The 24,804-nt window shown below is 47.0% G+C and carries 23 protein-coding genes and 1 riboswitch; of the genes, 17 read left to right on the forward strand and 6 right to left on the reverse strand.

The features are described from left to right. The first annotated feature begins 90 nt into the window (after positions 1–90). Positions 91–357, forward strand: a complete 267-nt coding sequence (locus AOU00_RS19445; RefSeq protein ID WP_069291407.1) for a hypothetical protein — start codon at positions 91–93, stop codon at positions 355–357. Positions 358–681: 324 nt separating this feature from the next. Here the strand turns inward: AOU00_RS19445 and AOU00_RS19450 are convergent, their stop codons facing one another. After that, on the reverse strand, positions 682–1,596 hold the full coding sequence (locus AOU00_RS19450; protein WP_069291408.1) for a TIGR01777 family oxidoreductase: 915 nt from the start codon (positions 1,594–1,596) through the stop codon (positions 682–684). 300 nt (positions 1,597–1,896) lie between these two features. Here AOU00_RS19450 and AOU00_RS19455 point away from each other — a divergent pair, with 300 nt between their 5' ends. From AOU00_RS19455 to AOU00_RS19470, 4 genes are all read left to right on the forward strand, one after another. Continuing rightward, positions 1,897–3,024: a deoxyribonuclease IV gene (locus tag AOU00_RS19455; protein ID WP_069291409.1), complete on the forward strand. Its 1,128-nt coding sequence runs from the start codon at positions 1,897–1,899 to the stop codon at positions 3,022–3,024. Between the two features lie 22 nt (positions 3,025–3,046). Then, entirely contained in the window at positions 3,047–3,946 is a 900-nt protein-coding gene (purU, locus tag AOU00_RS19460) for a formyltetrahydrofolate deformylase (protein ID WP_069291410.1), read from the forward strand. Positions 3,947–4,337: 391 nt separating this feature from the next. Next, positions 4,338–6,383, forward strand: a complete 2,046-nt coding sequence (tkt, locus tag AOU00_RS19465; protein WP_069291411.1) for a transketolase — start codon at positions 4,338–4,340, stop codon at positions 6,381–6,383. Between the two features lie 213 nt (positions 6,384–6,596). Beyond that, positions 6,597–6,911 carry a pyrimidine/purine nucleoside phosphorylase gene (locus AOU00_RS19470; protein WP_013309288.1) on the forward strand — a complete coding sequence of 105 codons (315 nt, stop codon included), beginning with the start codon at positions 6,597–6,599 and terminating at the stop codon, positions 6,909–6,911. A gap of 108 nt (positions 6,912–7,019) precedes the next feature. Here AOU00_RS19470 and AOU00_RS19475 read toward each other — a convergent pair whose 3' ends face one another. Then, positions 7,020–7,919 carry an NAD(P)-dependent oxidoreductase gene (locus tag AOU00_RS19475; RefSeq protein ID WP_069291412.1) on the reverse strand — a complete coding sequence of 300 codons (900 nt, stop codon included), beginning with the start codon at positions 7,917–7,919 and terminating at the stop codon, positions 7,020–7,022. Between the two features lie 250 nt (positions 7,920–8,169). Between AOU00_RS19475 and AOU00_RS19480 the strand changes: the two genes are divergently transcribed. The 3 genes from AOU00_RS19480 (at position 8,170) to AOU00_RS19490 (ending at position 10,893) form a co-directional block, all read left to right on the forward strand. Beyond that, positions 8,170–9,525 (forward strand): glucose-6-phosphate isomerase, encoded by a 1,356-nt coding sequence (locus tag AOU00_RS19480; RefSeq protein ID WP_061829551.1) that lies wholly within the window; start codon positions 8,170–8,172, stop codon positions 9,523–9,525. Between the two features lie 148 nt (positions 9,526–9,673). After that, a complete protein-coding gene (locus AOU00_RS19485; RefSeq protein WP_029516377.1) occupies positions 9,674–10,306 on the forward strand; it encodes a YigZ family protein in 633 nt (210 codons plus the stop codon). A gap of 5 nt (positions 10,307–10,311) precedes the next feature. Continuing rightward, a complete protein-coding gene (locus AOU00_RS19490) occupies positions 10,312–10,893 on the forward strand; it encodes a TetR/AcrR family transcriptional regulator (RefSeq protein ID WP_061829550.1) in 582 nt (193 codons plus the stop codon). Positions 10,894–11,065: 172 nt separating this feature from the next. Here the strand turns inward: AOU00_RS19490 and AOU00_RS19495 are convergent, their stop codons facing one another. Next, positions 11,066–11,467, reverse strand: coding sequence for a secondary thiamine-phosphate synthase enzyme YjbQ (locus AOU00_RS19495; RefSeq protein WP_069292090.1), 402 nt, complete (start codon positions 11,465–11,467; stop codon positions 11,066–11,068). Between the two features lie 219 nt (positions 11,468–11,686). Between AOU00_RS19495 and AOU00_RS19500 the strand changes: the two genes are divergently transcribed. Continuing rightward, a complete protein-coding gene (locus tag AOU00_RS19500) occupies positions 11,687–12,748 on the forward strand; it encodes a sulfate/molybdate ABC transporter ATP-binding protein (protein ID WP_061829549.1) in 1,062 nt (353 codons plus the stop codon). Positions 12,749–12,913: 165 nt separating this feature from the next. After that, positions 12,914–13,684 (forward strand): MBL fold metallo-hydrolase, encoded by a 771-nt coding sequence (locus tag AOU00_RS19505; protein ID WP_069291413.1) that lies wholly within the window; start codon positions 12,914–12,916, stop codon positions 13,682–13,684. Positions 13,685–13,699: 15 nt separating this feature from the next. Here AOU00_RS19505 and AOU00_RS19510 read toward each other — a convergent pair whose 3' ends face one another. Then, positions 13,700–15,193 (reverse strand): aminotransferase-like domain-containing protein, encoded by a 1,494-nt coding sequence (locus AOU00_RS19510; protein WP_069291414.1) that lies wholly within the window; start codon positions 15,191–15,193, stop codon positions 13,700–13,702. A gap of 132 nt (positions 15,194–15,325) precedes the next feature. On the opposite strand from AOU00_RS19510, the gene AOU00_RS19515 reads away from it, so the two are divergent. Then, positions 15,326–16,237, forward strand: coding sequence for a DMT family transporter (locus tag AOU00_RS19515; protein ID WP_013309297.1), 912 nt, complete (start codon positions 15,326–15,328; stop codon positions 16,235–16,237). A gap of 140 nt (positions 16,238–16,377) precedes the next feature. On the opposite strand, the gene AOU00_RS19520 is transcribed toward AOU00_RS19515, so the two are convergent. Continuing rightward, positions 16,378–17,178 (reverse strand): Cof-type HAD-IIB family hydrolase, encoded by an 801-nt coding sequence (locus AOU00_RS19520; protein ID WP_061829546.1) that lies wholly within the window; start codon positions 17,176–17,178, stop codon positions 16,378–16,380. Between the two features lie 162 nt (positions 17,179–17,340). After that, on the reverse strand, positions 17,341–18,342 hold the full coding sequence (locus tag AOU00_RS19525) for a lipoate--protein ligase (protein WP_069292091.1): 1,002 nt from the start codon (positions 18,340–18,342) through the stop codon (positions 17,341–17,343). A 159-nt stretch (positions 18,343–18,501) separates the two neighbouring features. Between AOU00_RS19525 and cobD the strand changes: the two genes are divergently transcribed. The 6 genes from cobD (at position 18,502) to AOU00_RS19555 (ending at position 24,774) form a co-directional block, all read left to right on the forward strand. Further along, complete coding sequence (gene cobD / locus AOU00_RS19530; protein WP_069291415.1) at positions 18,502–19,605, forward strand: threonine-phosphate decarboxylase CobD; 1,104 nt, start codon at positions 18,502–18,504, stop codon at positions 19,603–19,605. Further along, positions 19,595–20,566, forward strand: a complete 972-nt coding sequence (gene cbiB, locus AOU00_RS19535; RefSeq protein WP_069291416.1) for an adenosylcobinamide-phosphate synthase CbiB — start codon at positions 19,595–19,597, stop codon at positions 20,564–20,566. Before cobD ends, cbiB begins: the two co-directional genes overlap by 11 nt. A 44-nt stretch (positions 20,567–20,610) precedes the next feature. Then, the gene (locus AOU00_RS19540; RefSeq protein ID WP_155765253.1) at positions 20,611–21,369 is read left to right on the forward strand and encodes a histidine phosphatase family protein; all 759 of its coding nucleotides are present in this window, start codon (positions 20,611–20,613) and stop codon (positions 21,367–21,369) included. 122 nt (positions 21,370–21,491) lie between these two features. Next, positions 21,492–21,686, forward strand: a riboswitch (cobalamin riboswitch). A 207-nt stretch (positions 21,687–21,893) separates the two neighbouring features. Then, positions 21,894–22,901 carry an ABC transporter substrate-binding protein gene (locus AOU00_RS19545; protein ID WP_069291417.1) on the forward strand — a complete coding sequence of 336 codons (1,008 nt, stop codon included), beginning with the start codon at positions 21,894–21,896 and terminating at the stop codon, positions 22,899–22,901. Next, positions 22,898–23,944 (forward strand): FecCD family ABC transporter permease, encoded by a 1,047-nt coding sequence (locus tag AOU00_RS19550; protein WP_069291418.1) that lies wholly within the window; start codon positions 22,898–22,900, stop codon positions 23,942–23,944. The genes AOU00_RS19545 and AOU00_RS19550 overlap by 4 nt, the downstream gene beginning before the upstream one ends. Continuing rightward, positions 23,941–24,774 (forward strand): ABC transporter ATP-binding protein, encoded by an 834-nt coding sequence (locus tag AOU00_RS19555; RefSeq protein ID WP_069291419.1) that lies wholly within the window; start codon positions 23,941–23,943, stop codon positions 24,772–24,774. The genes AOU00_RS19550 and AOU00_RS19555 overlap by 4 nt, the downstream gene beginning before the upstream one ends. The last annotated feature ends 30 nt before the right edge of the window (positions 24,775–24,804 follow it).

Here is a 24,804-nt window from a genome sequence, read left to right on the forward strand (position 1 = left end):
ATTGGAAAATTTTAAATCTACCCTTTTTTGTGGGTAGATTTATTTTTATAATACACATAAATATTTTGAACAATTTAATGAGGTGAAAGTATGACAGATATTCAAGAAAAAAATATAGAAGGCTTACAGGATGAATTTCTGGATGAATTAATGAAGCATAATGAAAATGAACAAAAGAAGATTTTAGTCAGAGTCATAGAAGATGTTAAAAAGAAGAATTATTTGAAAAAAGAATCTGAAAGTTTAAGGGACATTCTTTCACTAAAGATGGTAGGAATAATTCTGATTATTGGAATATCTCTTCCAGTTGTTTTTTATGTTTTATTCATTTGGATTTCTCTGTTGGTTGAGGATTAATGCAGTTTTTACAACTTGTATGTAACAGTGACGAAACTAAAACTAAATAATATATCCTCAAAGTATAAATTATAGGAAAGATTAGTAATGCTTGTGACATCGTAGATGAAACTGCTGCCTTTGAAGGGTAGGTATTGGGAAAAAATACTTCAGTTCAACAAATATAGGGCAACCGAAAGCGCTTTTCATTCATGGAGATTAAAGTAGGCAGGCAAATTTATGATTCACAAGCTTTTTGTGTAGTAGTATTAGGGAAAAATGAACCCTAAGCTAGTAGAGATACAAAAATACTATCTATTCTCCATAGAGTTCATTTTTTTTAATTCAACGCTGCTTGTAAGGAGAATGAAGTTCCTCTAGCGCCTCCTTCAGTGAAGAATACTTAAACTTAAATCCGTGCTCCAGCGCTTTACGCGGTATTACTTTTTGACCGTCTAATACAAGCGTGCTCATCTCACCGAGCAGTTTTTGAACGAGAATGCCTGGAACGGGAAACCAATGCGGACGGTGGTATACCATAGCTACTGTCCTCCCAAACTGGTCGTTCGTCAAGGGATGTGGAGATGAAGCATTCACTGCCCCGACGATTTCCTTCGTATGGATGCAGTACGTGATCAGACGAACGATATCCGCAATATGAATCCAGCTCATCCATTGATGACCGCTGCCTATTTTGCCGCCGAATCCGAAGCTATAAGGCATCTTCATGAGTGGGAATGCTCCTTTTTTTCTGTCCAGCACAAGGCTAATGCGTAACTTAATTAAACGGGCATCAGAAGGGTAGGCATTGGTGGCTTCCTCCCATTGCTCCACCACCTGAGACAGAAAATCTTCCGAACGACGCGGGCCCGTTTCATCGAATGTTTCGGTCAGGGATGTACCATAGGCGGCGACAGCCGAAGCCTGAATGATAACTTTCGGTTTTTTTTGTAGAGTATTCAATGCTTGAGCCAAACGGGCAACAGATAGCAGTCGAGATTGAAGAATTCTTTGTTTGGATTTATCCGTCCAGCGCTGATTCAGCGTTTCGCCTGCTAAATTAACGACCGCATCGGTGCCTTCCAGTACTTCAGGCTTTTGTTTTAATTCGTTCCAACTCATATATTGCAAACGGGGGCTCGCTTCGTGTCCTACCAGTGGCTTGCGGGTAACGACTTTCACAGTGTATCCGTCGTCTAGCAAGCTTTTGACCAGTGCACTCCCCACCAATCCAGTTCCTCCACATACGATGATGTTCATGGAGCCAGCTCTCCTTCCGATTCACAAAAAAAAATACATCTGTTATAGAATATAACCCTTTTCGAGAAAAAAACTTCATATGAATGTACCTTTATACGGTTAAGGATGTCAATCCATGATTTTATTTACCCCTCGTTTGACTAACATATATTCGGATGTGTACTTTATCTACGTGTTCCCTTAATAGAGTCATTTAAGAAAGCTGCCATAAAAGCTATGTTGTTTGATTTCAATAATCACGTTAAAATGATTAAATTAAAATAAGACAAGTATAACAGGATAAGGGGATGAATCAGAATCATGCTGAAAATTGGTTCTCATGTGTCCTTCTCGGACAAGGGTCTGCTCAGCGCTACAAAAGAAGCGTTTTCTTACGGGTCCAGCTCCTTTATGATATACACGGGGGCACCGCAAAACACGCGCCGTAAGCCGATGGAGTCCATGTATTTGGAGGAAGGCAAGCAGTTAATGGCTGAGAAGGGAATGGAAGATATCGTGGTGCATGCCCCGTATATCATCAACCTTGGCTCTTACAAAGAAAATACCTATGAGCTTGCGGTCAGCTTTCTTCAGGAGGAAATTCGACGCACACACGCGATTGGTGTGAAAAATATCGTGCTACATCCAGGCGCTTTTACCGATAAGGATGCAGAATACGGAATTGGGCGTATTGCTGATGGTTTGAACGAGGTACTAAACGGCGTGAAGGAGACAGATGTTAACATTGCGCTTGAAACGATGGCAGGCAAAGGAACGGAAATGGGTCGTAGCTTTGAGGAGATTGCCTCCATTATAGATAAAGTAGAGCATAACGAGCGTCTTACAGTTTGTATGGACACCTGTCACATTCACGATGCGGGTTATGATATCGTAAATGATCTGGACGGTGTATTAGAGCAATTCGACCGTATTGTCGGCTTGAATCGCATCGCAGTTGTTCACATTAATGACAGTAAAAATCCAGTTGGCGCTCATAAAGACCGACATACTCCGATCGGATCAGGCTGGATTGGCTATCAGACGATTCATAATGTGGTGCATCATGAAGCACTTCAAGGACGTCCGTTTATTTTGGAGACGCCATGGATTGGGAAGGAAGCCAAAACTCAGCGTCCGATGTATGAGGTTGAAATTGCCCTGCTTCGCGGAAATGTAAAGGAGCGCTTTGGGGATGAGTTTTTGGGTCAGGTAGAGCAATTGCATTCGTTTTTCAAAAAACAGGATGTGGATGTCCGTAAATTTGTGCTGGACACCTGGGCTCTGCTGAAAAATGATGCCAAAGCAAGAAAAGCCGATCCACGTGAGCCGTTGGAGCGTCTGTATGACATGATAACGGAAGCAGCACTATTTCCAGAATTGAGCGAAGAACACATTAATCAACGGTTGATTGCCTGGTTTGCCGGCAGTCATTTGCCAGTGACGGTATAAGCTAAGGGGGATTAATAGCCACATGGAAATTCACGTAAAACATCAGCCGAATAGCACTCTATCAGCCCATGAAAACCGCGCGCGTATGCTTGTATCTTGTCCAGACGGACCAGGTATTGTAGCGGCCGTGTCCCGTTTTTTGTATGAGCATGGGGCCAATATCGTTCAATCTGACCAATATACAATGGACCCGTCCGGCGGTATGTTTTTTATGCGGATTGAATTTGATCTGCCGAATTTGAGTGCAACCCAGCCACAGTTGGAGCAGGATTTTGCCGCTGTTGCTGAGCAATTCCGTATGGAGTGGACGATTTCTGCGGTCAGCCGCAAGAAAAAACTGGCTATTTTCGTTTCCAAAGAAGATCACTGTCTGGTAGAACTGCTGTGGCAATGGCAGGCAGGAGATCTGGACGCGGATATTTCATTGGTAATTAGTAATCATCCGGATATGAAGGAGTATGTGGAATCGTTTGGCATCCCGTATCACCATATTCCGGTAACAGCCGATACCAAACCGGAGGCAGAGCGCCGTCAACTAGAAGTCATTGGCGAAGACATTGACGTTATCATTTTGGCCCGTTACATGCAGATTATTTCTCCCAAGTTTATTGAGCATTATCGCAACCGGATTATCAATATCCATCATTCCTTTCTGCCTGCATTCGTGGGTGGGAAGCCATATGCCCAAGCCTATAATCGCGGTGTGAAAATTATTGGTGCTACAGCGCATTATGTAACTGAAGAATTGGACGGCGGCCCGATCATTGAGCAGGACGTGCAGCGGGTAAGTCACGGAGATGATGTAAATGAGCTAAAACGGATCGGTCGCACTATAGAGCGGGTCGTTTTGGCAAGAGCCGTGAAGTGGCATGCAGAGGATCGTATTCTGGTTCATGAGAACAAAACGGTCGTTTTTAACTAATCCTAAAATTTTAGAAGAAAATTTGTGAATATATATTTTTTGTTGAACAAAGCCCGTCGCATAACGGGCTTTGTTTTTTTATGTGAGTTATTTGCCTTATAAACGGTCAGTACATAATATTTTTTGTGATTTTATAATTTTTTAAATGAGGTTAATACATTACGGGTATATTTATATGAGGACTCGGTACAACATTTCCACAATCATCTTTATAAACGATCTGGCAAACTTTCACGGCAAATGGTACAATACTTAAGAATGTATAAGTCATATTGAAACATTCAAGCAGATTCACTCACTTCAATAGACATCGTTTCTATATCGGACGGTGGTGTTGGAGAGTATGACCGAATGCAATTGACATACTTTATACAATATGAGGAGGCAAACCATGACTGACCAGAATCAAGCGATTCAAAAGGATGAAAACTCCACGATCGACAATTTGTCCATCACAACTATTCGTACGTTGGCAATTGACGCCATCGAGAAAGCAAACTCGGGACATCCTGGTATGCCGATGGGCTCCGCGCCAATGGGATACCAACTTTTTGCTAAAACGATGAATCATAATCCGGATCAACCTACGTGGGTTAACCGTGACCGTTTTGTATTGTCCGCAGGACACGGTTCCATGTTGCTATACAGCCTTCTACACCTGAGCGGCTATGATCTTCCTATGGAAGAACTGAAGCAATTCCGTCAATGGGGAAGCCTTACACCGGGCCACCCTGAGTTTGGGCACACTGCTGGTGTAGATGCTACAACTGGACCTCTGGGACAAGGTCTCGCAATGTCCGTAGGTATGGCAATAGCTGAAGCTCAACTGGGTGCAACATATAATAAAGACGAATTTAAAGTTGTGGATCACTTCACGTATGCAATCTGCGGCGATGGCGATCTGATGGAGGGTATTTCTCACGAGGCTGCTTCGTTGGCTGGTCGCTTACAACTGGGCAAGCTGATTGTATTGTTTGATTCCAATGATATTACACTGGACGGCAAGCTTAATCTGTCCTCTTCCGAGAGTGTTGCCAAACGCTTTGAAGCTTACAACTGGCAAGTACTGCGCGTAGAAGATGGTAACGATCTTCCGGCCATTCAAAAAGCCATTGAAGAAGCGCAAGGCGACTCGACACGCCCTACGCTGATTGAAGTGAAGACAGTTATCGGCTACGGAAGCCCGAACAAACAAGGTAAAGGCGGACACGGTGGTACTCATGGTTCCCCGCTGGGATCAGAAGAAGCTAAGCTGACTAAAGAATTCTACAAATGGGTATACGAAGAGGACTTCCACGTACCACAAGAGGTTCGCGAGCATTTTGCTAAAGTAAAAGAGCGCGGTATCGCGGCGAACAAAGCATGGGATGAACAGTTCGCGAAATACAAAGCAGCTCACCCTGATTTGGCAGCTCAGTTCGAAACAGCTGTAAACGGCGATCTTCCAGAAGGATGGGATCGTGATCTTCCGAAATACACGACTGGAGACAAAGCCGTTTCGACTCGTGTAGCTTCTGGTAATGCTCTGAACGGATTGGCTCCAAACGTACCTTTCCTGACAGGCGGATCTGCCGATCTGGAGAGCTCCACGATGACACATTTGAACAACCTGACGAACTTTACGCCAGAAGACTACGCCGGCCGTAACATCTATTTCGGTATCCGTGAATTTGGTATGGCTGCTGCGATGAACGGTATGGCGTTGCACCAAGGTGTAAAAGTATTCGGCGGTACATTCTTCGTATTTACAGACTATCTGCGTCCAGCCGTTCGTCTGGCAGCTCTGATGGGATTGCCTGTAACCTACGTTCTGACTCACGACAGTATTGCTGTAGGAGAAGATGGTCCGACTCATGAGCCGATCGAACAATTGGCTTCCCTGCGTATTATCCCGAACTTGACAGTAATTCGTCCAGCGGACGGTAATGAAACTTCTGCTGCTTGGGCTTATACATTGGAAAACAAGAAAAACCCGGTTGCTCTGGTATTGACTCGTCAAAACCTGCCAATCCTGGCTGCTAGTGCTGAGCATGCACGCGAAGGTATCAAACGCGGTGCTTATGTGGTTGCAGATGCAACAGACGGCAAACCGGTTGCTCAAATTCTGGCTACAGGCTCCGAAGTGCAATTGGCTGTTAAAGCTCAGGAAGCACTGGCAGAACAAGGTATTCAAGTACGTGTTATCAGCTTCCCAAGCTGGGATCTGTTCGAAAAACAAGACAAAGCATACAAAGATTCCGTTCTGCTGCCAGAAGTGAAAGCTCGTTTGGCTGTCGAAATGGCGTATCCACTGGGCTGGGAAAAATATGTTGGCGACCAAGGCGACATTCTCGGTATCAGCACGTTCGGTGCATCCGCACCTGGCGACCGCGTAATTAAGGAATACGGCTTTACAGTAGAGAATGTTGTTAGCCGTGTGAAAGCTTTGTTGAAATAAAACATTGGAAATTAAAACAGACAGTCGTAACCTGAGAAAGGCTTACGGCTGTTTGTTTCATACAGTTGATGTTTTGCAATGAAATCACTATTGAATTCCAATGTATAGGATACGGTGATACAGTGTGTATTTTCATACTGAAGCTGGAATCAAATCTATGTTATGATGCACCAATATTCATTCAACCATTGAGAGCAGATGAGGGGATAACGAATGACACAGTTCGATGGAGTAAGCGTAGTTAAAAAAGCAAACGTTTATTACGATGGTCAGGTTACAAGCCGTACAGTCATCCTGGGTGACGGCAGTAAGGTTACACTGGGTATTATGCTGCCAGGAACGTATGAGTTCGGCACGGATTCCCGTGAGATCATGGAGATTTTGGCAGGGGATTTGAGAGTGTTGCTTCCAGGTACTGAGGAATGGCTAGAAATACAAGGGACGGCAACCTTTCACGTACCTGCAAAGTCTTCATTCAAGCTGGAAGTACGAAGTGTAACTGATTATTGCTGTTCTTATCCCGAATAATAAGCTAAAAAAGGTAAGCACACTCAGCCTTCAAGCCAAGTGTGCTTACCCTAAAGCTATGCCATATGTACACAAGCACAGCCGTATGGTTACAAAGAAAGGTGCAGCTTATTCGAGAGGTTGACCACCAATGGTGTGGCCAATCCATGCTTCGTATGTCTTCACGACAGCGGATAAGTCTTCATCGCCGTAGCCTTGTGTTTGCCCGGCTTGAAACAGGCTTTTGGCAATGGATAACATAGGTGCAGGGATGGACAGGCTGTCTGTTAGTGAGGAAGCAAGCTTCAAGTCTTTAAGCATCAAGGCAAGTGAGAACTGGTTGCTAAAATCATGTTCAATGATTTTGCGCCCTTTCAGGTCAGCGGCCTTGCTGCCTGCCGATCCGAGTTGTACCAATTCAAGGAAGCTGTCTGCCGGGATGCCGGATTTAGCCGCGATAGCAAAGCCTTCAGCCAGAGCGAGGTTATGAATACCCACCATCGTATTATGAGCGAGCTTGGCTACGGCCCCGCTGCCATTAGGTCCCATATGAAGTACCTTTTTGCCCAGGGTATCAAAAACATCTGATTGTGCCGCAATGGCTTCTGCATTACCACCAACCATGAACACAAGTGTACCGTCTACAGCAGCAGGCTTACTGCCTGTTACGGGTGCATCAATGAAAGAGCAGCCCAGCTTGTCCGCTTCGGCGGCCAGTTGCTTGACCAGTTCAGGTGAAATCGTACTGTTGTCCATCACGGTTATGCCAGCCGTAAGTCCGGCAAACACGCCGTCATCGCCGTAATAGATGTCACGAATGGAGTGATCATCGCTGACCATGGTAATGACCAAGTGCTGACCTTCAGCTGCTTCACGAGGAGTTGAAGCTGTACGTGCACCTTGCTCTGCCAGTGGTTCGCAGCGCGAAGCGGTACGATTATAAACTGTGACTCCGAATCCCTGCTTTAGCAGATTGGATGCCATCGGGGCGCCCATGGTGCCCAGTCCGATAAATCCGATGTTTTTCATTGCTAATCACCTTTCTTGTTGGAAGTTGCCGTCCGATGCAGATTGCGAGTTCGGCTTGAAATGAATATAAAACAGGTTGATCTCAGTTAATTGTAGCATGGGCATGCTACCCTATCTACAGGAGGGGCTGTCAAGCACAGGATACACAGGTAACGCAAGCTTGTCAGGTCCCGCAAATTAAAGTATCCTATTCCTAAGTCCTTATGTTCGTATTCATGGTCTTAGTAATACCAAACAGGAGGTTCCAAACATGTCTAAAAAAGTTAATTTTGATTACACTAAAGCGCTCTCCTTTGTAGGTCAGCACGAAATTGATTATTTTGCAGAGCCCATCAAGCTGGCTCATGAGCAACTGCACAACCAAACAGGTGTAGGGTCCGATTTCTTGGGTTGGATTGACCTGCCTACCAATTATGATAAAGAAGAGTTTGCGCGCATCCAAAAGGCTGCTGCTAAAATTCAAAGCGATTCCGAAGTATTGATCGTAATCGGTATCGGTGGTTCTTACCTTGGAGCACGTGCTGCGATCGAAATGCTGTCGCATTCTTTCTACAATGCGCTGCCTAAAGATCAACGCAAGGGTCCAGCTATCTATTTTGCTGGTAATAACATCAGCTCTACATATGTGAATCATCTGTTGGAACTGATTGAAGGTAAAGACTTCTCTGTGAACGTCATTTCCAAATCAGGTACGACAACAGAGCCGGCGATCGCATTCCGCGTATTCCGTGCAGCTCTGGAGAAAAAATACGGTAAAGAAGAAGCACGCAAGCGTATTTATGCAACGACGGATAAAGAACGTGGCGCTTTGAAAAAACTGGCTAACGAAGAAGGCTACGAATCCTTCATTATTCCTGATGATGTGGGTGGTCGTTACTCCGTGCTGACAGCAGTAGGCTTGTTGCCGATTGCTACTGCAGGCATTAACATCGAGGAAATGATGCAGGGGGCGGCAGACGCTTCCAAAGAGTACAGCAACCCGAATGTAGCTGAGAACGAAGCTTATCAATATGCAGCTGTTCGTAACGCTTTGTACCGCAAAGGTAAAGCAATTGAAATTCTCGTAAACTATGAGCCGTCTCTTCATTTTGTATCTGAGTGGTGGAAACAGTTGTACGGAGAAAGCGAAGGCAAGGATTACAAAGGCATTTATCCTGCTTCTGTTGATTTCTCGACAGACCTGCATTCCATGGGACAATTCATTCAGGAAGGCAGCCGCAACATTTTCGAAACGGTAATCCAAGTAGAAAATGTACCAAGTCACATCACCATCGAAGCAGATGAGGATGATCTGGACGGACTGAATTTCCTGGCAGGCAAAACTGTGGATTTTGTAAACAAAAAAGCATTCCAAGGTACATTGCTGGCTCACACAGACGGACAAGTACCGAACTTGATTGTAAATATTCCTGACTTAAGCCCTTACTCTTTCGGCTATCTTGCTTATTTCTTCGAAAAAGCTTGCGGCATCAGCGGCTACCTGTTGGGTGTAAATCCGTTCGATCAACCGGGCGTAGAAGCTTACAAGAAGAACATGTTTGCGCTGCTCGGCAAACCAGGCTTCGAAAAAGAAAAAGCTGAGCTTGAAGCGAGATTGTCTGAATAAGAGTGCTGTAATCTCTGATGCGAAACAGGATTTCGGTCAGAAGTGTTATAGTGTATAGCATCAATTAAAGTACAGGAAAGCAGTTCACCAGCTGCCAGAAGCGGGGGACTGCTTTCTTGTAAAATGAAGTAAGGAAGGTTATACGTGTATGTTGGAACAATACCGAACCGTACGCGGTGCCGGCAACAAGGAAATTGTGATCCGAAAATCCCGTTTTATCGGCCATATTCAGCCTGTTCAAACTGAGGAAGAAGCAGTTGCTTTCATAGAGCGCATCAAAAAAGAGCATTGGAACGCTACCCATAATTGTTCTGCTTACATGATTGGCGAAAGAGACGAAATCCAAAAGCAATCGGATGACGGAGAACCGAGTGGTACGGCTGGAAAGCCTATTTTGGAGGTGATCCGCAACCAGAAGCTAAAAAATGTCGCTATTGTTGTTACCCGTTACTTTGGTGGGATTTTGTTAGGAGCAGGCGGTCTGATTCGCGCGTATTCAGATGGTGCTGTTGCAGCAATCGAGGCAGGAGATGCAATTACACGTGTGCTGCATCGCGAAGTCTTTGTAGAATTGGATTATACCTGGTTGGGCAAAGTGGAAAATGAATTACGCAATCGCAGCATCCGCACTGGAGAAACAATGTTTACGGATAAAGTTACCTTAACCTGTCTGCCGCTGGCTGGTGATGCGGAATCCTTCAGCAACTGGATAACAGACTTGACGCAGGGGCAATCGCTTGTGTCGGAGGGAGAGCAGCTTTACTTTATTGAAGGGGAATAAATAATATGGCTAGAAGAGCAGTAGAACAGGAGTTGTCAAGAGGGCGGATTCTGGAAGCGGCCAGGCACTTGTTTATTACCAAGGGCTACCGTGCGATTTCAATGCGCAGCATTGGCCAGCATCTGGGTTACAGTCATGGTTCGTTATATTATCATTTTAAAGAGAAGGCTGAACTGTTCTATGCCATTGTAATTGAAGATTTTAATACATTGCGTGGGATTCTACTGCAAGCAGCAACAGGTACGCCTGATGATGGCTTGAGCAGGTTGGAGTACTTGATGCTGGAATTTATCCGTTTTGGTTTGGAAAATCCATATCAATACGAAATTATGTTCATGATGCACGATGAAGAACTATTTGCATACTGTCGCACAGAGCAAAACCGTTGTGTGGAACTATTTGCGTCCATGATCCGTCAAGAATTGAGTGGTCAGGGGCATTCGGAGGAATATTGCTCTAGGGTACCGAAAAGTCTGTTTTTATCCATGCATGGCTTTGTATCATTTTATATTCAGGACGGTTTAACATTTGAAGAAATTAGGCCCGCTGCTTTAGCACATGTAAAGCTGCTGTGCAGACACCTATGAGCGTACCTGCATTCACACACTTCAGCCATGAACATGTAGGGCGCTTTTCTGGGTGTATGCACTTCATGACGGTGACTTATCATTACGGTACTTTGCGAAAGCGACTGAGAATTTAACAGACGATGATGCATCCAGTAGGAAAACATCATGGTCTGTTTTTTTACCCGGTCCGTCAGCCTTTCATGATCTTTACATGGTATTGGCGTCTGCGTGGTCCGTCGAATTCACAAAAATAAAGTCCCTGCCATCGTCCGAGCAACAGCTTTCCATCATGGATGATGATCGTTTGTGAGGGGCCTGTCGTAATGGATTTTAGGTGGGAAGCCGTATTTCCCTCCATATGGCGATATTGGGGATGCTCCCACGGATAAACTTCATCTAGTGTTAATATCACATCATGTTTGACGTCTGGGTCTGCATTTTCATTAATGGCGATGCCGGCTGTCGTGTGTGGACAATAAACAAGTGCGGTTCCTTGTTGTACCCCGCTTTTTTCGATCAATGAAGCAACCTCTCGTGTAATATCGCGCATTTCATCTCGCCGTGTAGTGGATAATTCTAAAGTATGCAACAATAACTCCATCTCCTTTCTTCCTAATACTTTACCCTTTTAATTCCTAATATAATATATAGTTGACGAAAATTACTTTCCTTTGATAAAGTATCACATAAGAAAAAACATAGTATATACATTGGAATAATTAAATGATTTCAAATGAGGTACGTGCTTTGCGGGAAGCAAGGCTGCTGCTGTTCCTGAACAGGTCCAGAAGCGGAAAGGAAGTGTACGGATATGCATGTGGAAGTAAGAGGATTAAACAAGCATTTCGGTAATTTTCATGCAGTAAAGGACGTATCTTTTGATATTCAGGCGGGCCATCTTATTGGCTTACTCGGTCCAAGTGGTGGGGGGAAAACCTCCATTCTTCGCATTTTGGCGGGTCTGGAGCAACCGGATGCGGGAGAAATTCATTTTCATGGAAAAAGGGTAAACGAGCTGTCACCGCAGGAACGTGGAATCGGATTTGTATTTCAAAACTATGCTTTGTTCAAGCACATGAGCGTCTACGACAATATTGCCTTTGGCCTGAAAGTGAAAAAAAGCTCCAAAACCCGCATCAAGGAACGGGTCACAGAGTTGGTCGAACTAACGGGGCTCAAAGGATTTGAGCATCGTTATCCGCATCAGTTGTCAGGTGGACAGCGCCAGCGGGTTGCCTTTGCGCGTGCTTTGGCACCAGAGCCTCAATTGCTGCTGTTGGATGAGCCTTTTGCAGCTATTGATGCCAAGATTCGTCAGGAGCTGCGCACCTGGCTGCGAGAGTTGATTGAGCGGGTGGGTATTACTTCAATTTTTGTCACCCATGATCAGGATGAGGCGATTGAAGTAGCGGATGAAATTATGGTGATTAATCAGGGACGACTGGAGCAGAAGGGAACACCTTGGGATATTTATAAAAAACCGGGTACTCCGTTCGTGGCTTCCTTTATTGGGGAATCTACGGTGATTGAACAGGCAGGCAGTCTCCGAGGCTTCGAAGAAGCTGCTGGAGTGGGAACACGTGCCTTGATCCGTCCAGAGTATATTGATGTCGGGCCAAGCGAGGAATTTACGCTTCTGTCGGCGACCGAGGAAGGCACAGTGAAGCATTTGCATTTTCGTGGAAGTGAGTGGATGGTTGAAGTACAGGTCGGGGATCATCGTCTCATGACATACCGCTCGCTGGAGAAGTCTACGCTGGAACCTGGTCAGCAGGTGCGAGTGTTGGTGCATCGAGCCTATCTCTATAATGACCAGTCCAGCTGGATGGTGGAAAACCGCCTGAAGGAAGATCCAATGCCTATCATCATTTGAAAATAAATACGATCACGCATGAGGGGATGTCTAGCCGGATTTCACGGCTTTGGGCATGCTCCTTTTGGCGTTGGACGCTGGAAGGATTTACGCAGATGATTTACGTAGAATCGGTCTGTTCGTTATAATAGTAGTAAAAAGACCCAGGTAGATAGGAGTTAAACCATGAATCGGCTTATTTTTCTTGGCACGGGGGATGCAATGGGGGTTCCGCGTGTATATTGTGATTGTCTCGTATGCACAGAAGCTCGCACGACAGGGGCGAATGTAAGATTGAGATCGTCTGTGCTGATCGAAAGCGAGACGGAGGACTTTATGATTGATTGTGGCCCGGACTGGCGCAGACAGCTAGAATTGCGCGGTCTGCGTTTTATCCCTACGATCCTTGTGACACATGCACATTTTGACCATATTGGAGGATTACCAGAATGGGCAGATGCCTGTCGCTGGACTGGGAACAGAGGTCGCTTGTACGCGCCACAGGAAGTGATTGACACGATCTTGCGTCAATTTTCCTGGCTCTCTGGAAACTTGGATCTTATTCCAGTAGACCAGGGAGTCCAACTTGGCGGATGGAATATCCGGGGATGGCGTGTGAATCACGGGAAGAACGGATATGCCTACGCTTATCGTCTGGAAAAGGACGGTTTCTCGTGGGCTTACTGTTCGGATTCGATTGGATTGAATGAGGCGGAAATTCTGCCCTTGCACAATCTGAATTTGCTCGTCCTGGGAACGAGTTTTTATCATGAGGAGGCCGAGTATGCCACCCGTTCCGTATATGACATGCTGGAGGCTCAGGAGCTTATAGGAAGGCTTAAACCCGAAAGCACAGTGTTTACACATATGTCCCATGATGTAGATGTCACACGCAACTATGGGCTTCTGGAAGGGATTAGCTTGGCACACACCGGCATGAGTTTGCCGTTAGAATAAAGGTGACCTTTACCTTTACATCGTTTGACTGATACGTAGAAGTGTGGAGATTCCTTCTTTGATTTGTAGCTCGTTGGCGTATGAATAGGACAGCCGTACATGCGTTTTACCCTCTGCGCCGATGGGATCAAATACATTGCCGGGGACAAAGGATACAGACTCTTGTAAACTTTTGGCAAGTAATTCATTAGGTTTCAACGTAGAAGGCAGCTGGAGCCACAGGTTGAGTCCCCCTGCCGGGCTGGTCCATGTCCAACCGGAGTCGCGGAGACTGTCTTCCATCGTTTCTTTACGAATCTGGAGCGCGATACATAGCTTTTTAATATGCTGCTGCATACGTGGAGATTGAAAGTATTCTAAAAACAGCTTTTGATTCAGCAGTGGCGATCCATTGTCCACTAACGCTTTGACGTTCAGCAGGCTGTTCATGAGCTGTGGTCGGCAGGTCACGGCTGCGATTCGTAGACCGGGTGCGACATATTTACTGTAACTTCGAATGTAGACGACGCTTCCCGAAACATCATAGGCGAAAATTGGAGAAGGGGGCTTTTGCCCAAAGCTAATGTCATAGGTGCTGTCATCCTCAACAATGAGGCAGCCATAGCGCTCGGCTAGTTCAGGCAGTCGTTTGCGCTGCTCATCGGGGACCGTAAAGCCCGTCGGGTTGTGGAATGTTGGATTCATATAAAAGAGGCGTGGTTTTTCCGTTTTCATGCACCACTCAATCTGGTCCATATCATAACCTTCTGGTCGAATATCAGTCATAGTCAGACGTGCGCCTAGTCTACGGAATATTTCCATAGCGGGGCCATAGGCAGGGCGTTCGATCAATACACGGTCTCCTGTACGGAGCAGAGATCGGCCAATTAAATCAATGGCTTGCTGTGCTCCGGAGGTAATCAGCACTTCATCCGGTGATAAAGCAAAATGCTTATCCACGCTAAAATGCTGTGCCATGGCCTCCCGAAGCTCGGCATCACCCTGCACAGCGGAATAGGTGGCCGCTACTTTCGGATGCTTTTCAAATACCTGCATCATTAGCTCTCCCCAAAATCGGTTGGGCAGGAGAGAGGGGTCAATCAGCGCTTTGGAAAACTGGAAATTCGTATTTACGGATTGAACGCGGCTAAGTCCATCCATTCCTCTCCAGGCTGAAACTGACGGATCATCTGCCGCATGGGCAGATTCGGAGTGAATCGTGAGGTCAATGGACGAATGTCCCGAGTAGCCAGCATATTTTGCATGCCCAGTCGCTTGGGAAGCATGAACGTAATATCCTGATTTGTCCTTTACATAGACCAGTCCCAGTTGCTTCAACTCCTGATATGCCCGGAAAACAGTTAGCCGATGTACACCCAGCTCCTGAGCCAAGCTTCGTACGGACGGCAGCTTCATGTCTGTTTGCCAATCCCCGCGATCAATCCGCACAGTTACATAATGGATAACCTGCTCATACAGCTTTAAGGCATGATCGGCTGCAAAGAGTAGTTCGGTGTTGTTCTTACCCATGCTATCCACGCTCCTTTCTGTGTATTGTACTATATAGCACTTCAAAAACGTATACAACTGTTCTGTAGTTATACATCTGTTCTGTTCGTCTCCCTGTATGCTTAAAAGCAACTGAAGGGAGAGGGACGTATCATGATAGGTATCGCGTTTACAGTAATGTGTCTTATTTTTGGCACAACGTTTTTGGCCATAAAAGTGGGAGTGGAAGCCGGACTTCCGCCATTCCTATCGGCAGGTGTACGTTTTTTCGCGGCAGGGGCGATATTGTTCATTGCTATGAAGCTGACCGGAAAAGTACGATGGTCGTTATTATGGCGGAAGGAAATGTTGCTGATTGGAGCAGGAACGACCTTCGGTACATTTTCAGCCTTGTATTGGGCAGAGCAATATGTCAGCTCCGGGATCGGAGCTATTTTGTCAGCTACCGGGCCGATGATGATCGTCATTTTGCAATCTGTACTGCTACGGCAAAAAACGTCACGGATTACGGTCGTTGGCTGCATGATCAGCTTTCTTGGTGTGGTGCTGGTTGTGCTGCCCGGATTGGCGGTTCAGATCAGTGGTCTGTGGCTGGCGGGATGCCTTGTCATTTTGCTGGGGGAGCTGTGTTATTCCGGGGGAGCTCTGTATTCCAAGCGAGTGATGGATGTATTTCGTGAAACGAACCCGATTGCCCTGAATGCGGCGCAAATGATCCATGGGGGATGGATGCTGCTGTTACTGTCTGCGATCACGGAACCGTGGAGTTCTGAGGGGTGGCAGTACCTTCCTGCCATGGGGTCTTTACTTTATCTGATCCTGTTTGGTTCGATGATTGCACATACACTGTTCTACTGGCTCATGGAGCGTACAAATCCCCTGTTTCCGACGACGTGGCTGTATATATCACCGCCGATTGCGGTCGGCTTGGGAGCGTTGTTGTATGGAGAGCATGTAAGCTGGTGGATGCTGGCTGGGGTGCTGCTCATTGTGACCGGATTAATCCTTATGAACAATGGAATTATCCGTCTGGTGAACAGGCGTAAGGTACGTTCTGCTGCCTGATATTTTAAAGGGAGGCAGGTTATTATATGATCTGACAGAAAAGGCCTCCAAACTGTCGTATGTTACTGAACATGCGACGTTTGGAGGCTTTGTTGTTGTACTACTTCATTTAAGTATTATGGGAACAGTCACTTTTTACTTTATTCAACGTTGAGTACGAATTTGTCGATGGCGTGCTTAACACCGTCTTCGTTATTGCTGCGAGTGATGTAATCAGCCAGCTTTTTCAAATCGGGAATGGCATTCTCCATCGCTATGCCGAGACCAGCGCATTCAAGCATCTCGTGGTCGTTCCAAGAGTCACCGATAGCAATTGTTTCCGACAGTTCACAGCCAAAATGATTTGCAAGGAAGGTAAGCGCATGGCCCTTAGTGCCTTCATGATGCATAATTTCCAGAAAATGAGGCTTGGATTTTGTAATGTGAACTTCATTGCCAAGCAGTTCGCGAAGTTCAGGAATTAATTCATCCAACACTTCAGGCTCGTCGATAATCAGCAATTTAGGAGCCGGCTGCTCTATAACTTTACTGAATACAGGCTCTACAAAATATTCCGTGTTGTTCAGCTCAGTGTAATCTTTGATTTTCTGATTATCTTCACGTGTGTACAATTTGTCATCAATATACGTTTGCAGATGCAGATTGCGTTCCACGCAGAATTCAAACAGACGACGTGCAGCCACGAGTGGAACATAACGCTCATACAGCACGTTTTCGTCCAGCAGGTTTTTAACCAAAGCTCCTTGGTACGTAATGATCGGCACGTTCAAACCCGTCTGGCGAGCAATTTTGTGTGCAGAGGCATAAGCTCGTCCAGTAGCGAGGGTAACCACCACACCTTTTGCTACAGCAGCTTCTAATGCCTGTTGTGTCGCTGGTGTGACTTCTTTCTGGTCGTTAATGAGTGTATCATCAATATCAATGGCAATTAATTTATACATATCGGTATTCTCTCCTTTATCTCTATCATGGGGCAATGCTAAAATTGTATCTTATAATATTCAAAATGACAATATCGCAATGAAAAGGGGACAGCTCCCATAAGAGCCTGTCCCCATATAACCACTGAAGTATTGGCTTGAAACGATGGGAAAAAGTAACGGTTAGTCTTCCAAAAATACAAGTCCAACAAAATCGTCCAGCTCAATATTACCAAAATAGTGCTTCAAATCGAGAGAGGATAAGGCTTGACGTACCTCACCTTCATCATAACGCTTGCCGCGCAGGATATTTTCAATATCAGCAACGTCACCCACACCAAAGAAATCCCCATAGATTTTAATATCACGGATGTAGCCTTCCTTAAGATCCATGCGGATATCAATAATACCGACCGGAAATTTACGTGTGTGCTTGATATTGCTCTCGGGGGATAGACCGTAGTTCCAATCCCACGATTGGTAGCGTTCTTTGGATATTTCATGGATTTTGGCCCAGTCGGCATCGGTGAGCTTATATTGAGGCACCTGATCCAATTCTGCTCCGAATATGGAACGTAGCAGTTCCTCGCGAAATTGCTCTATGGTCATCTCACGGTCCATCAGTTCGCTGATGTTAGCCACGCGACTGCGGACGGATTTTGTGCTTTTGGATTTAAACTTTTCGGGATTGGCATGCAACGATGCAGCCACATTATCCAGATTCAGGTTGAACATCAATGTACCGTGGCTGAACATACGTCCGCGTGTGGCAAATTGGGCGTTTCCTGAAATTTTACGTTCTCCGACCTGTAGATCGTTGCGGCCTGTCATTTCAGCTTCTACTCCCATTTGGCGCAGGGCGTCAATCACAGGTTGCGTAAATTTGAGGAAATTATGAAAGGACTCCCCGTTATCCTTAGTAATGAAGCTGAAATTTAAATTACCGAGATCATGATATACAGCCCCACCGCCGGACAGGCGACGAACGACTTGAATATTGTTGTCCCTAACAAACTCGGCGTTGATTTCTTCAATAGTGTTTTGATGCTTGCCTATAATAATAGAAGGCTGATTAATGTAAAACAGCAAATAGCTGTCGTCCAGCGGTAAATGCTTGAGCGCGTATTCCTCAATAGCAAGATTAATGGCTGGATCGTGTATCCCCTGGTTGTCGATGAACAGCATGTCCATTCCTCCGTATATAAACTGTGTAATTTATGTGTGCCTCCTTCTATTGTAACCCAAGTGAGCCATGTACAAAAGCTCATTTGCATTGACGGGACGCAAAAAGCAGCCTCATAATGGAGCTAAATGATTGGAAACGGGCGGAAAGGATGAGAGGCAATGATAGAGGTTTACGGTCATGGCGGAGACAGGGAGACAGCTGCCGCGACTTTTGGCGGAGCTGCTGCGGATTTTGTAGATTTTAGTGCAAATATTAATCCGCTTGGTCCACCGCCAGAGGTGCTTGAGGCGCTGCAACACTCATTTGACACTGTGATTCGCTATCCAGACCCTGGGCATCGGAATTTTAAAAATATGCTCGCACGGCGACTGCATGTTCCACCGGAGTCGCTAAGTATCGGAAACGGAGCGGCTGAAAGCATGGCGCTCCTACTATTGGGACTAGCTCCTAAGCGTGTGGGTACAGTGGAGCCGTGTTTTTCGGAATATGCCGAGCTGGCTGGCAAATTCGGAGCCGAGGTCAACCGGGTGTATGGGAAGGCCTCGCTTCAATGGAAGGCGGACGTGGAGGACATCCTTCAGCTCATGGAGCAGGTAGATGTTTTGTTCCTCGGACAGCCGAATAATCCAAATGGCGTACAATATAGTGAGCAGGAGCTGTGCGAGCTGGCAGAGGCGGCTGGCACAACGGGTACCGTGCTGGTGGTGGATGAAGCATTCATTGATTTTATTCCGCTGGAACGGCGAATCTCACTGCTGCCTGTGCTGGATCGCTATCCTCATGTGATTTTGATCCGGTCAATGACCAAATTTTATGCCATTCCTGGCTTGCGATTGGGCTATGCGATTGCTCATCCGGACTATATCCGGCGAATGACGGCCAAACAGGTGACCTGGAGTGTGAATGGATTGGCGTTGCTGGCTGGGGAGGCGTGTTTGAGAAGTGGGCAAGCATATGAGCGCCAAACACAGGAGCTGATTGCTGCGGAGCGCAACCGCCTGTTGACCGCCTTGGCGGAATGGGGCTGCGGTGTCGTTCCCGGTGAAGCCAATTACGTGCTGGCAAGGGCGCCGGGTACGTGGAGCGCATCGGCTATTCAGCAGGCGCTTGGACAACGCGGAATTCTTATACGTAGCTGTGCTATGTATCCGGGACTGACGACGAGCCATTTTCGCATTGCGGTCAAGGATGCAGAAGCCAACGACAGGCTGCTGTCTGTATTGGGTGAAGTGCTGGAGGAGGAGCAGCGGCGTGACAGTTAGCTTGATTATCCTGGCAGCCTACCTTTTGGACAGGCTGATCGGTGATCCGAGGTGGTTGCCGCATCCAGTCATCGGGATGGGACATGCCATTTCAGCATTGGAAAAAGCGATTCGTCGCCAGGTCCGCAGTGATCGGGGGCTGAAACGTGCGGGTATACTGCTTCCGCTCATTGTGGCGGGAGGCTCCTTTGCGCTCGCCTGGGCGCTGTTGCACTTGCTTGCCTGGATTCATCCGTGGTTGTCTGTCGGCGCAGAAATGGTGCTGATTGCGACCACGATTGCTTCCAAAGGACTAAAGGATGCAGGAATGGCCGTATACCGAGCGTTGCAGGCGGATGATCTGGCAGCGGCACGGCGGGAGCTGGGCATGATTGTCGGGCGGGATACGCAACAGCTTGATGAGCCTGAGATTGTACGTGGTACGGTTGAAACGGTCGCTGAAAATATCGTGGACGCGATTATTTCCCCGCTTTTTTATGCCCTGATCGGAGGAGCACCCTTGTCGCTGGCTTATCGTGCTGTGAATACGCTCGATTCCATGGTTGGCTATAAAAATGAAAAGTATCTGCATTTAGGCTGGGCTTCAGCACGTCTAGATGATGTGGCTAACTACATTCCGGCACGCCTGACAGCGGCAATGCTTGTCGTAGCGGCGTGGATGTACAAGCGAGATGCTGCTAGAAGCTGGCGCACAGTCAAGCGAGACGCTCGTCTGCACCCAAGCCCGAACAGTGGCTTCCCGGAATCAGCTGTTGCTGGAGCACTGGGGATTCGTCTTGGAGGCTATAATGTGTATCATGGCGTACGCTCTTTTCGTGCATACATGGGCGATTGGATACGACCGCTAGAGTCGAAAGATATACGGCATACAATCCAGCTGATGTTCGCCGTGTCCAGTATGTTCGTAGGATTGTGTTTGTTAGGAGCCGCAGGTTGTTTTGCCTTGGGATGGGTGCGGTGAGGGTGAGGCGTGACACACTGAATAATGATCGAGCAGGAAGTGACATGATCTTGAAGCAAGATATAGCAGCAAAAAGGACGGTAGAATACGTACAAAGTCCGAACTCACAGGAGGATAAGGTGCCATATGATGCTAAAGAAGATCTGCATTGGGACATGGAACTCGTGTTAGTTCGTCACGGCACAACCTTATGGAATAAGGAACGTCGATATATGGGACACTCCGACTTAGGTTTGCTACCAGGAGCAGAACAGGAATTAAAGCCTTTGCAAGAAGAATTGCAGGGGCAGTCCTTTGCTCGAATCTATTGCAGCGATTTAATGCGATGTCGCCAGACCTTGCAGATCATTGTGCCGGAGTCAGAATTGACGTCTGGAGGTTCCCTATCTACTATGTCTCCTATGATGGAACCACGTCTGCGAGAGCTTCATTTTGGCGAGTGGGATGGAAAAACGTATGACATGCTCAAGGATGTGTCGTTGTATCGCGCTTGGATTGATGAGCCGCAACGGATAACCCCTCCTGGAGGAGAGTCTTGGACAGATTTTGTGAATCGTTTGCGGAAATTTCTTGACTCTCTGTATGAATGGCGTGTTGCTATGGAAGTTCAACCCATGGATTTGACTGCTGCGCCGCCCTCTGTTTTGGTCGTTACGCATGGTGGCGTAATTCGTCAGTTAGCTTGCATGCTGATACCGGGCCATGATTTTTGGAGTCTGAATCCGAAGCCGGGAGAAGCATTTAGGATTCAATTGAGGCTGGCAGGACCGCACAATTACATAGCGGAAATGCTCCCTCATTAGGTTAGACACCAGCGGGTAAAGAGGCTGTTTGGGTTGTAAGCCGCCTCATTTTAACCTATAATCATCAAGTAAAAGAACGGCTTGACTACCACTACATCAAATATCCAGCAGACGAGGTCGGCGCAGTGTGATGAAACTATGGTTTCCCTTGCCTGCGCTGTTAAAAGGGAAGTCGGTGTAAGTCCGGCGCGGTCCCGCCACTGTAAATGGAAACATGCCGGTTAGTCCTGCTTTATGTGCTACTAAGCATATGAAGGAATTTCAGGACATGCATCTTACCATAAGTCAGGATACCTGCCCGTCCGCCTGTCACCATAATCCTTCGAGGAAAGGATGACGTGTTCGCAGTGACTGTCCGTGCGGAAAGAAGCTGCCGCCTGCGCACAATCTGCGCTAACGTGACCCCTGTGTCCTAATATGAGGATGCGGGGTTTTTTTGATAGGAAAAGAAGGCTGGATTTAGAAGATATCTGATGATGCTCAAGTAACGCTCTTAACGATTTTTTTATGAAGGGGTGCAAATCATGGCAGGAAAAAAAATAAAGGTTTGGACAACAGGTCTATTGGTTCTGATTTTGGCAGTTGTGCTGAGTGCATGTGGCTCTAATGGAAAAAATGCTGAAAATAAAGAGAATCAGACTTCTGCACAGCAGCCAGGAAAGACCGTAACCGCACAAGAGCCTCCGGGCAAAACAGTTTACCCACTCACAGTTAAGGATGCAACAGGACAGGAATTTACATTCAAAAAAGCGCCGGATAAAATCGTTTCCGTCTCCCCGGCAGAAACCGAGGCGCTGTTCGCCATCGGGCTGGATAAGGAAATAGTTGGCGTCTCCGACTACTCTGATTACCCGGCAGCAGCTACGAAAAAGCCTAAAGTGGGCGGTATTATGAAACCGAACGAAGAGGCGATCATTGCTGCTAACCCGGAAGTCGTTTTTGCAGGGATATCACTTAGTGAACAGGCTACGACCAAGCTGCGCGACATGGGAATTATGATTTTTAAAACGGAACCGAAGACAGTTGAAGATGTCATAGCTAACATCGAATTGTATGGAAAAATCACCGATCATCAGAAAGATGCGAGAGCGGTGACTGACAAGATGAGGGCAGATGTAGCGGAAGTGAAAGAAGGAGTTAAAAATATCGGTAAAGGGCAGAAGCTGCGGGTATACGTCGAGTTTTCACCAGGCTGGACAGTTGGTAAAGGCGAGTTTATGGACGAGCTGATTACGTTGGCGGGCGGCGAAAATGTAGGTGCCACGCAGAAGGGGTGGTACCAAATTAGTGAAGAAAATATTATTGCTGCGAACCCTGACGTGATTTTGTACAGCAAAAGTGTCAAGGACGACAAAACTGGCCAGACGCTCGGCGAAATCATTAAAGCTCGCAGTGGATGGGATCAAATATCGGCTGTTCGCCATAACCGGGTGTTTGCCGTGGATGATAATTTGATCAGTCGTCCGGGTCCACGCGTAACGGAAGGTCTCAAGGAAGTGGCCAAGGGCGTGTATCCTGAAATTTTCAAATGAACCGTAAACTGATCGGCTTTGGAGGGACAGGTCTTGTCCTGCTGTTGCTGACGCTGCTGCTCTGTCTTGGCATCGGCTCGGCCAAGCTTCCGGTCAGCCAGATCACGGGCATTCTGGTTAACCACCTTCCGTGGTTAGGCGATACGTTTACACCGGATTGGAATACATCCTCAGAGCAGATTATTTTGAAGGTCAGATTGCCACGAGTGTTACTGGGAATGTTGGTAGGAGCAGCGCTGGCGCTGGCGGGAGCCGGATTTCAGGGTGTGCTGCGTAATCCTTTGGCTGATCCGTATACACTGGGGGTATCCTCGGGGGCTTCGGTAGGAGCGGCAGTACTGATCTATTGGGGCCTTCAATTTTCATTTGTTGGCATATGGACGCTGCCGCTAGTGGCATTTACGACCGGAATGCTGACGCTGTGGATGGTGCTAACGTTGGCACGGGAAGGTGGAAAAATTCCGACACAAAGTCTCATTTTGTCGGGTGTGGTGATGCAATCCTTTCTAGGAGCAGTTGTTTCCTTTCTGACAGCCATGTCGAAGGAGACGGTCAATGAAATATTGTACTGGACGATGGGAAGTCTTAGTCTGCGCGGTTGGTCATATACAGGAATCCTTTTACCTTATGTGGTCATAGGACTGGTATTTCTATGGAACCGGGCACGTGTGCTGAATATTTTGGCTTTGGGTGAACGTCAGGCGGCTCACATGGGAGTTCATGTAGATGCGACGAAGCTATCTGTCCTGATCATTTCCACGCTGCTGACAGCTGCCGCTGTCTCGGTATGTGGAGTGATTGGCTTTGTGGGACTTGTTGTACCGCATATCATTCGTCTGGTGACAGGTCCTGATTACCGGATGATTGTTCCATTATCTGCGCTCGGTGGAGCCATTTTTATGGCTTGGGCGGATACGGCGGCTCGCACGTTGTTATCCCCCACGGAAATTCCTCTGGGCGTGATGACGGCCTTTGTTGGGGCACCGTTCTTCGCATATCTCCTGTATCGGAACAAGAAGCTGCGCAGGGGGGAACTGCTGTGACAGAAGAAAGTGAATCACAGAAAGTGCGTGATCGGGCATTAGAGGTAGCGGGTCTGACACGTGCCTATGGAGAATTCCATGCGTTAAAGAATATAAGCTGGAGCGTCGACGAAGGAACTTGGTGGGGGATTATTGGTCCGAACGGCAGTGGAAAATCGACCTTGCTGCATCTGCTTTCGGGTGTAGATCAGCCAACTTCGGGAAACGTTCATATCTATGGCAAAAAGGTCGGTAGCTACAGCAGAAAAGAGCTTTCCCGACTCATAGCCGTACTCCAACAGGAAGGGCTTCCTCCAGTGGGATACACTGTCAGGGAAGTCGTAGAAATGGGACGTTTTCCTCATCAGGACTGGTTAGGCAGGGAAAAGGGTGTTGATGTGGAGGCGATCACGGATCGCGTGCTGGAGCGATTGGGTCTTACCACGTTGGCGGACAGAGCATTGGACCGCTTGAGTGGGGGACAGCGACAGCGTGTAGCTTTGGCAAAAGTAATGGTGCAGGAGCCACGAATATTGCTGCTGGACGAGCCTACGACCTATCTGGACTTGCGCTATCAGCTTGAATTTATGGAACTGCTGGCAGATTGGCGCCAAGAAACGGGTATGACGATCATTGCGGTCTTGCATGATCTTAACTTGACAGCCCAATTTTGCGAAGATTTGCTTGTACTCAAGGATGGAATGGTTGAAGGATTGGGAGCTTCATCGAAGTTATTAACCGAGGATCGGATTCGACGAGTATACGGTGTTGAGCCTGTGATGCTTCCGCATCCTGATAGCGGTGTGCCGCAGCTCTTGCTGCGCAGAAGTGCTTCGGATACAGCAGATTAAATAAATGATGAAACACACTTAAAAAGAGCA

It is taken from the genome of Paenibacillus polymyxa (assembly GCF_001719045.1).
GTDB classification, from domain to species: domain Bacteria; phylum Bacillota; class Bacilli; order Paenibacillales; family Paenibacillaceae; genus Paenibacillus; species Paenibacillus polymyxa_B.